At 44.4% G+C, this 7,347-nt stretch carries 11 protein-coding genes and 2 pseudogenes; 7 read left to right on the top strand and 6 right to left on the bottom strand.

The window, feature by feature from the left end:
- The 6 genes from PSI23_RS19560 to PSI23_RS19585 form a co-directional block, all read right to left on the bottom strand.
- Positions 1-203 (bottom strand): hypothetical protein (locus PSI23_RS19560; RefSeq protein WP_273556644.1); only part of this gene is annotated, 203 nt, incomplete at its 3' end.
- Positions 200-574 carry a hypothetical protein gene (locus PSI23_RS19565; RefSeq protein ID WP_273556645.1) on the bottom strand — a complete coding sequence of 125 codons (375 nt, stop codon included), beginning with the start codon at positions 572-574 and terminating at the stop codon, positions 200-202. The genes PSI23_RS19565 and PSI23_RS19560, both read right to left, overlap by 4 nt.
- The gene (csrA, locus tag PSI23_RS19570) at positions 564-743 is read right to left on the bottom strand and encodes a carbon storage regulator CsrA (protein ID WP_273556646.1); all 180 of its coding nucleotides are present in this window, start codon (positions 741-743) and stop codon (positions 564-566) included. Before csrA ends, PSI23_RS19565 begins: the two co-directional genes overlap by 11 nt.
- A 21-nt stretch (positions 744-764) precedes the next feature.
- Positions 765-1,076 carry a hypothetical protein gene (locus PSI23_RS19575; RefSeq protein WP_273556647.1) on the bottom strand — a complete coding sequence of 104 codons (312 nt, stop codon included), beginning with the start codon at positions 1,074-1,076 and terminating at the stop codon, positions 765-767.
- Positions 1,077-1,123: 47 nt separating this feature from the next.
- Positions 1,124-1,285, bottom strand: a complete 162-nt coding sequence (locus PSI23_RS19580) for a host cell division inhibitor Icd-like protein (protein ID WP_273556648.1) — start codon at positions 1,283-1,285, stop codon at positions 1,124-1,126.
- A 251-nt stretch (positions 1,286-1,536) separates the two neighbouring features.
- Complete coding sequence (locus PSI23_RS19585) at positions 1,537-2,226, bottom strand: XRE family transcriptional regulator (protein WP_273556649.1); 690 nt, start codon at positions 2,224-2,226, stop codon at positions 1,537-1,539.
- A 168-nt stretch (positions 2,227-2,394) separates the two neighbouring features.
- On the opposite strand from PSI23_RS19585, the gene PSI23_RS19590 reads away from it, so the two are divergent.
- The 7 genes and pseudogenes from PSI23_RS19590 to PSI23_RS19620 all read left to right on the top strand — a co-directional run.
- On the top strand, positions 2,395-2,604 hold the full coding sequence (locus PSI23_RS19590; RefSeq protein WP_309145419.1) for a transcriptional regulator: 210 nt from the start codon (positions 2,395-2,397) through the stop codon (positions 2,602-2,604).
- Between the two features lie 30 nt (positions 2,605-2,634).
- Positions 2,635-2,979: a hypothetical protein gene (locus tag PSI23_RS19595; RefSeq protein ID WP_273556651.1), complete on the top strand. Its 345-nt coding sequence runs from the start codon at positions 2,635-2,637 to the stop codon at positions 2,977-2,979.
- Between the two features lie 174 nt (positions 2,980-3,153).
- The gene (locus PSI23_RS19600) at positions 3,154-3,960 is read left to right on the top strand and encodes a hypothetical protein (protein WP_273556652.1); all 807 of its coding nucleotides are present in this window, start codon (positions 3,154-3,156) and stop codon (positions 3,958-3,960) included.
- A gap of 84 nt (positions 3,961-4,044) precedes the next feature.
- Positions 4,045-5,037: pseudogene (locus PSI23_RS19605) on the top strand (DEAD/DEAH box helicase); the annotation flags it as partial.
- Between the two features lie 4 nt (positions 5,038-5,041).
- Positions 5,042-5,614 (top strand): HNH endonuclease, encoded by a 573-nt coding sequence (locus PSI23_RS19610; RefSeq protein WP_273556653.1) that lies wholly within the window; start codon positions 5,042-5,044, stop codon positions 5,612-5,614.
- A 133-nt stretch (positions 5,615-5,747) separates the two neighbouring features.
- Positions 5,748-6,386 (top strand): annotated as a pseudogene (locus PSI23_RS19615) (DEAD/DEAH box helicase); the annotation flags it as partial.
- Positions 6,383-7,347 (top strand): DUF7146 domain-containing protein (locus PSI23_RS19620; RefSeq protein ID WP_273556655.1); only part of this gene is annotated, 965 nt, incomplete at its 3' end. The pseudogene PSI23_RS19615 and the gene PSI23_RS19620, both read left to right, overlap by 4 nt.

The following is a 7,347-nucleotide window of genomic DNA, read 5'->3' on the forward strand; positions in this document are numbered from 1 at the left end:
CTATCAAGGTCAGTCATTGCATCATCGGGGGAGTATTCTTCACTATTAACGGCTGCACCAGCTAAATTAGCGATAGATTTTATTCCGGCTGTTATCGAATGAATGATTTCACGGCTCGATGAGGATAATAACTGTAAATCGCTATTACTCATCTTTTCTAATCGCTCATTATTGACACGGGTATGATAGAAGATATTATTCATGAGTATTCTACCCCTCGGACTCGTGCTATTTCTTTGCCTATTTCAACAGTCACATCTAATGCAAGGCTAATTAGATACGAGTTTTCTTTGTTTTTCTCTGTTTCTAACAATAAAGTAATATATGTTCTCAGTCCTTCTATTTTACTGGCGCTGTCTTCTAATCTTCCGTATAGTTCGGATTCGCCTAGCATGATATAATCTTTATTTATATCCCTTAATCGCTGAGCTAAATCACAAGTCTGACGATGCACACCACGACACATTAAATAAGTATCCGGTTCGGCTTCATTCTGAGTTGCAGTCACTACGGGAAATATTGAGGCTTCAATTTCTTCTGCAATTTCGACGGCTGCTTGTAGTTTATTTATCATGTTTAATTCCTTGTTGAATGCGTTGATGTATTTCCTCACGGTGTACAGAAATACCTTCGGGTGCTTTAACGCCTATTTTAATTTGATTTCCGTTGATGCCTAATATTACTATTTCGATATCATCACCGACTCTGATTTTTTCTTGTCGGCGACGGGTTAGAATTAACATTTGTGTCTCCATTCCTCACGATTAACTATTTGTCCCATCCAACCAAAGATTACATATGTAGGAGCCAGTAACCTTTTTGCTTCCTGAGTTACCTTCAATTAGTCTTTCAGCGCGCTTTTTAGTGGTATCTGTCATTGAAATTAATTCACCAATAAGAGAAATAAATCTGGCGGATTCTTTGGGATGGTTTATTTCCATCTGGTTAATTAATGGCTTCATTTCATCCATCAATTCAATTGCGTATTTATTTGCGATAGAAGCTGAATGATGGATGCTTTCTTCTGGTGTTTCTGGTGCGCGATAGGCTGGATTAACAATTATTGAAGTGCTCATATTTATTATTTCCTTTTGTAATCGGGCTGAATTGATGTTTTATTTAATTATTTATTGATGGTTATAATTTGACCTGCCCACGTTGTGATATATGAGCCAGATAACATCATTTTTGCTTGCTGATAGTTTTCAGCAATACATTTAATTTTGACGGGATGTTTTTGATTGGTGTTGGAACGCTTAATTGCCGCGAAAATAAACGTTGTCATGGTAAATTCATTCCTCCAGTTTTGCTATTAGATACATTACCAGTGAAGATGGCCTTTCCTTGGAATGGATAATACCAAGGTATTTTTAATGGAGTCAATGGTATTTTTAAAATACTTTTGTATTTTTTTATCTTATTGATTTATAAAATATTAAAGTTTTAATATAGGTATGATATTTGATGTTAATAATACCAGTTGATATTATTACGATATGCATGAGGCTGACCGATCATCAGCCTCGTATGTTGGATTTATGCAAATAGCTTTAGTTTTTGTGATTGACAGAATAAGACCTTGGCGACTATACGCAGTAAAGATATTTCCTCCTTATCGATATACCATGCCTCATAGTGAGAGTTATCCGATAATACCGCCATTTTATAGCCTTGCATCTGTAGGCGCTTTACGTGCAGACAATGACCAAATACAAACAAGTAAATACCATCACCATCAAAGTGTTGAGAGGTTATATCAACAAAAATTTGCTCCCCAGGCTCTATCGTATCTGCCATGCTATCGCCGTAGACAGAGATTACTTTAATTGCGTCAGGGGTACGGTTGTTAAACAGCATTTGGGCTTGTTTTGGGGTGTACTCAATGGCATTAACTGTCTGCTTAAATTCAGCTGAAAACATCCCCCCCTCTGAAAGGCTTTCTATATCCAAGGCATCAACTCTGAAAATCTTATCTTGTTGAGCAGAGGTAAGTAAGGTGTTAGCTATTCCAGAATCAGGGGTGCCGACACCCCGCTCTAACCATGCTACTGAAACATCTAGCGCCTCAGCTATCGCCAGAATTTTCCTTGTAGAAGTAGCCTTACCCGAAGTTAGTTTCTGTATTGCTCCCTGAGTGACACCTACTTTTTGCGCCAAATGCATCTGCGTAAGCCCTCGAAGAGAAAGCGCAGACTTAAGCCTTTGCGCTAGTGTTTCATGTTCCATAACTGATCCTCAAATTGAAATATTACTCAATTTTAATCTCAAGGTATTAAAAAAACAATTTTATCGCACTTGCCTTGAAAATACTTAAGGATTAATATAAATACCAAAGTATTTTTATGAGGGTGTGTAATGAAAGAAAAGTCTTACGTATCACCAATCTATAGAGCTGTGAGTATTGCCGGAGGTCAGACAGCACTTGCAAGACAAATTGGAGTAACTCAAGGGGCTGTTTGGAAATGGCTTAGAGGATTGAAAAGAGTTTCACCTGAGCATGCGGTTGCAATAGTGGAAGCCACCAACGGCGCTGTTCAAGCCCACGAACTGCGCCCCGATCTGCCTAAAGTGTTTCCACCACCCACGGAGGTGGATCATGAGTAGTTTTCAGTCAGTTGTAGTCGGGATCTAGTTATGGGATTCCTTCCTGATTTCACCAAAGTCACCATGCCCGAAATTTATCATCCGGGTGATGCGGAATGGATTCAAAAGATGCTTTCCGCCATGAACTCAACCACAAGGGAATACGCGAGGGATAAATACGCATACGTCTACAAACTTCGGCGGGATGAAGATCCTGTGTCATTTCGCAGGGATAACACAGGCGCTAGGGCTGCTAACACATGGCTCCGGCTGTTTTTCAAAAAGAATTACAGATCGATGAAGGGTTATACAGAGAAGCCGATGTTAGCCCCGAAAGCACAGCCAGAGGACAAGCCCAAATCAGGAAACGCTTTAGGGCAAGGAGCTAACCAGTAGCACCGAAAATGGCTGTGTCTTCTGGCTGTGGAACGGAGGTTAGGGGATCACTAGGGCTGAGCATGAAAAACAGCCAAGTGAGAATAATTATCAAAGTGGGGAAAAGCCAAAAAAACTGGCAGTCACGAAAAGTACTAAATATGTACCCCCCTATTTTTTTTGGACTAAATGAGAATGATTATCAAAAAAGAAAAGACAGAAAAGATCATCCAAAAACACCGTGCTCTTGCTAACTGGAAGCCTGCTCGGGCGGTAGCTGAGTTGGTAGCGGCTGGGATGTCAGAAGCAGAAGCGACAGCAATGGTCAAAGCAAACGCACCAGCACGGAAGGAACATAAACCTCATAAGCCACACAACAGCCACGCAAAACCCGTAAATCTGGAAGAACTGAGTACTCACTACATCGTGGTCGGTGATTACGATTTGCTGAGCCTGAATCATCAGGACGCATTGATTGCCGCCATCCGAAACGGCAAAGGGAAGAGTTCATGGCGTGATGAATCAATGGCGGTAACCCTGTTTGGTTTAATCAAGGCATACCCAATCATCACCACAGCCGAAGTAAACAAATTCCTCAACCGTGGCGCATTCATTGACAGTATTCCGCTGTTTATTGACGGGGAAGTGATCGAAGGTGAAACGATGCCGTCAGCGGATAATGAGAGCGTGAAAGACGTTTTTCGGGCGGTTAAGCAACTGAAAAAAATCACTGAGCACTTAGCGGATACTGGCGAATTAACCTTTAAAAAATACCTTGATCGCGTACCGACTGACGAAGACGTTAAGCGTGCCGTTGGTATTGTCGCACCAGCAATAACAAACCCGTACTTCCATGAAATCGATTATGAGCGCCAATACAGCAATATGCCTGCCCGTGAGCACGCCGAAGACAGTAAGCGGATTATCAATGAGTGGAAAAATGAACTGAAAATCAAAGGAGGCAAGAAACCGAACAGCGAAACTTTGGCGAGTGAAGACTGATTCGGTTCTTGCGGTTGGCACTAATGAAAAGTTACCCGTGCAAAGTATCGCATGGGAACTCAGAAAAATAAATAAGGGTGAGTCATGCTAGAAATTACCCCTAATTTTGCACAGGAACGCGCTTTAAATATGCTGCGTCAGAACTGGAAGAACTTCAATTCTTTCATGGTCTATGCCCCGACAGGTTCAGGCAAAACAGGCTTGGCGGCTTTCGTTACTGACGGTTATGTGTCCCGTGGAATGCGTGTCATGTTCTGTGTGCCTTATACGATCCTCGTAGACCAGACCGCGACGCGTTTTATTGAGTATGGCTTGCCTGAGCACGAAATCAGTTACGTCTGGCGTGACCATCCCAATTATGACCCAACCCGGCTAATTCAGATTGCCTCAGCCGATACCATTATCCGCCGTGAGTTTCCCGACAATATCGATTTACTGATTATCGATGAAGCGCACTTACGCCGTAAGCGGATGCTGGAAATTATCCGTGACAGTGACTTTCCGGTGATCGGGTTATCGGGTACACCCTTTGCTCCGTTCCTTGGGGCTTACTACGAAAAGCTGATTAAGCCGACCACGATGAAAGAACTGATTCAGCGCGGGGATCTGAGCAAGTACGAATTCTATGCGCCCACCAAGCCCGATTTAACCGGGGTGAAGTCCACTCAAAGCGCTGAGTACGGCAGTGATTACAAAGAGGCGGAGATTGCTGAAATCATGTGCGGCTCCGATCTGGTCGGGGATATTGTCAGCAACTGGTTAGCGAATGGTAATAACCAGCCAACCATTTGTTTCTGCGTGACGGTTAGCCATGCCAACTTCGTGACCGTGGAGTTTAATCGCGCAGGGATCAACGCCGATATCATTACGGCGCAGACCCCCCCTGAAGAACGCCAGATTATCATTCACCGCTTTGAGCAGGGGGCTACCAAGATTTTAGTGAATGTGGGATGTCTTTTGGCTGGGTTCGATAGCGATGTCCGCTGCATTATCTACGCGAGACCCACAAAGTCTGAAATTCGATGGGCTCAGGCGCTAGGTAGGGGCTTAAGGTCAACAAACGAGGGGGAGGAGGCTTATCGTGAGTATCTTGATAAAAGACAACGTTGTTTATAAAGAGTGTTTGCGCTGGCTTTCTGACAATAAACCCAAAAGTACCTATGCAATAGCTTATGTGTCTAGTGATGGTGGTGTTATCACCGGTGAGTACCAGCATTTTAACGTAAGGAATAATTGCTATCAAAAAAGGAAGCAAAGGGAAAGAAAGGCGTCTTTACGCGGCAATTATCTAAGGGTCTCACTGAATGATAAGAGCTATTCAGTGCACAGATTGGTGGCGGTTGCATGGATTCCTAACCCAAGTAGAAAAAGCCAAGTAAATCATATCAATGGAAACAAATTAGATAACTGCGTGGAAAATCTTGAATGGGCTACCGCATCTGAAAACCAGAGACATATTTCTGATTCATTAAACAAAAGATGCTGTGAAAAACACCCTCACGCAAAAAATAAAATAAAAACAATAAGACAGATAAAGCAGATGCTTTCTCTGGGGATAAAAAATCACCAAATATGCAGTGTGCTCAACGTTAATAAATACTTGGTCAGCGATGTGAAGAAGGGGAGGACGTGGCGAAATGAGAGTTCTTTTTAGGGTTAAAACAGAAGGCCAGATCTCAGTAATGAAGGCTGTTCTGTCAACTAAAGAAACCTTTGGTGATGATATTACTGTATCTACCATTGATGACGGTTCATTTGATTTGATCATCAATGTCAAATCGTCATTTAAAGAAACCTGCCTCATCTTCGATCACTCCGGCACGGTTCACCGCCTCGGTTACCCCGACGATATCGAATATGACGAACTGCCCCGCAAAAATGACGGCATGAAGTCCCGTTCCAGCCACCGTGAACAGGAGAAACGGGAAAAGTTACCCAAAGAATGCCCGTCCTGCCACTACATGAAACCCGCCGGGGTTTATGTCTGCCCGAAGTGTGGCTTTAAGCCGCTGGTGGGGGAAGACATTGATGTCGATACCAGCCGCACCATCAAAAAACTCGACAAGAAAGCACGGGTCTACACACAGGACGAAAAGCAAAGTTTCTACTCGCAGTTGAAGTACTACCAGAATCAACGGGCGTCACAGGGCAAGGCGATCAGTAACGGCTGGGTATTCTATACGTTTAAAGAGAAGTTCGGCATCGAGCCGCGCGGGCTCCATGACAGGCCCCAAGAAATCACGCCGGAGGTGAATAACTTTATCAAGCATAAACAGATTGCCTGGGCAAAATCCCGCAAGAAGCCGGAGCAAGTGCAGCCGTCCAGCCACGAACAGCAGGCAATGCGCCTTGAGGTAGCCCGCCAGAAGGTGCGCGATATCCGCGAACAACTGGGCACCTCAGCCTATCAGGGAGACACACCGTGAACAGAATAAAAACGACCGAGGCCGTTGTTGGCCGCTGGCCTGAAATCTTCGCTTACTACAAATTACCCCCGGTGACAGGAAAAAGGCATTTCAAGGGCAACTGTCCAATCTGTAAGCAGAAAGGCAAATTCCGCATTGATGATCGTGACGGGCGAGGCACTTTCATCTGTACCTGCAATGCCGGGGACGGCTGGGCACTACTGAGATTGACGCAGGGCAAAGAATTCAAAGTGCTGGCGGATGAGATTGATCAGCTGTTGGGTATTCAACGCGATAAGGTCATACCGAAACCCAAAGTGAGCACGGTTGCAGATAACCGCCAAAAGATAATCACCCTTTACTCACGCATGCCGGAACTGAAAGGCACCTCAGCAGAAAAATACCTTCAAAGCCGGGGGATCTATAGCCATCAGCCTATTGAACAAATCCGCTTCTGTGAAAAGCAGCCGACATACCAAGGGGATTATCAGGCGATGTGGGCATTGGCGACAGACTCACGCGGTCAATTGTGTTATCTGCACCGAACCTATCTGGACGGGGATAGAAAAGCGCCGCTGGACGTTACAAAGAAAATGATGTCACTACAGGAAGAGACCTACCTTGATCACGCTCAATCAGTGGCAATCCGTCTGTATCCGGTGGATTCCACGCTGGGGATCGCCGAAGGTATTGAGACGGCATTGTCCTGTAAGCAAATTTACGGGGTGAACACGTGGTCAACCATGAACGCCGGGCATATGGCGAAGTTTATCGCCCCTCGTGGTGTTAACCATCTGATTATCTTTGCAGATAATGACTGGAGCGCCACAGGCCATGCGGCGGCCATGGCGTGCGCGACTAAAAATCTAACGGCAAATAATGACTTAGAAAAGGTCAGTGTTCGCTGGCCGGACGGCGGGGATTTTAACGACCTACTCCAGAACGGGGATCAGGCCAGAGAATTGACATTTATGAAAAAGCA

It is taken from the genome of Xenorhabdus yunnanensis (assembly GCF_028598805.1).
Classification (GTDB): Bacteria; Pseudomonadota; Gammaproteobacteria; order Enterobacterales; family Enterobacteriaceae; genus Xenorhabdus; species Xenorhabdus yunnanensis.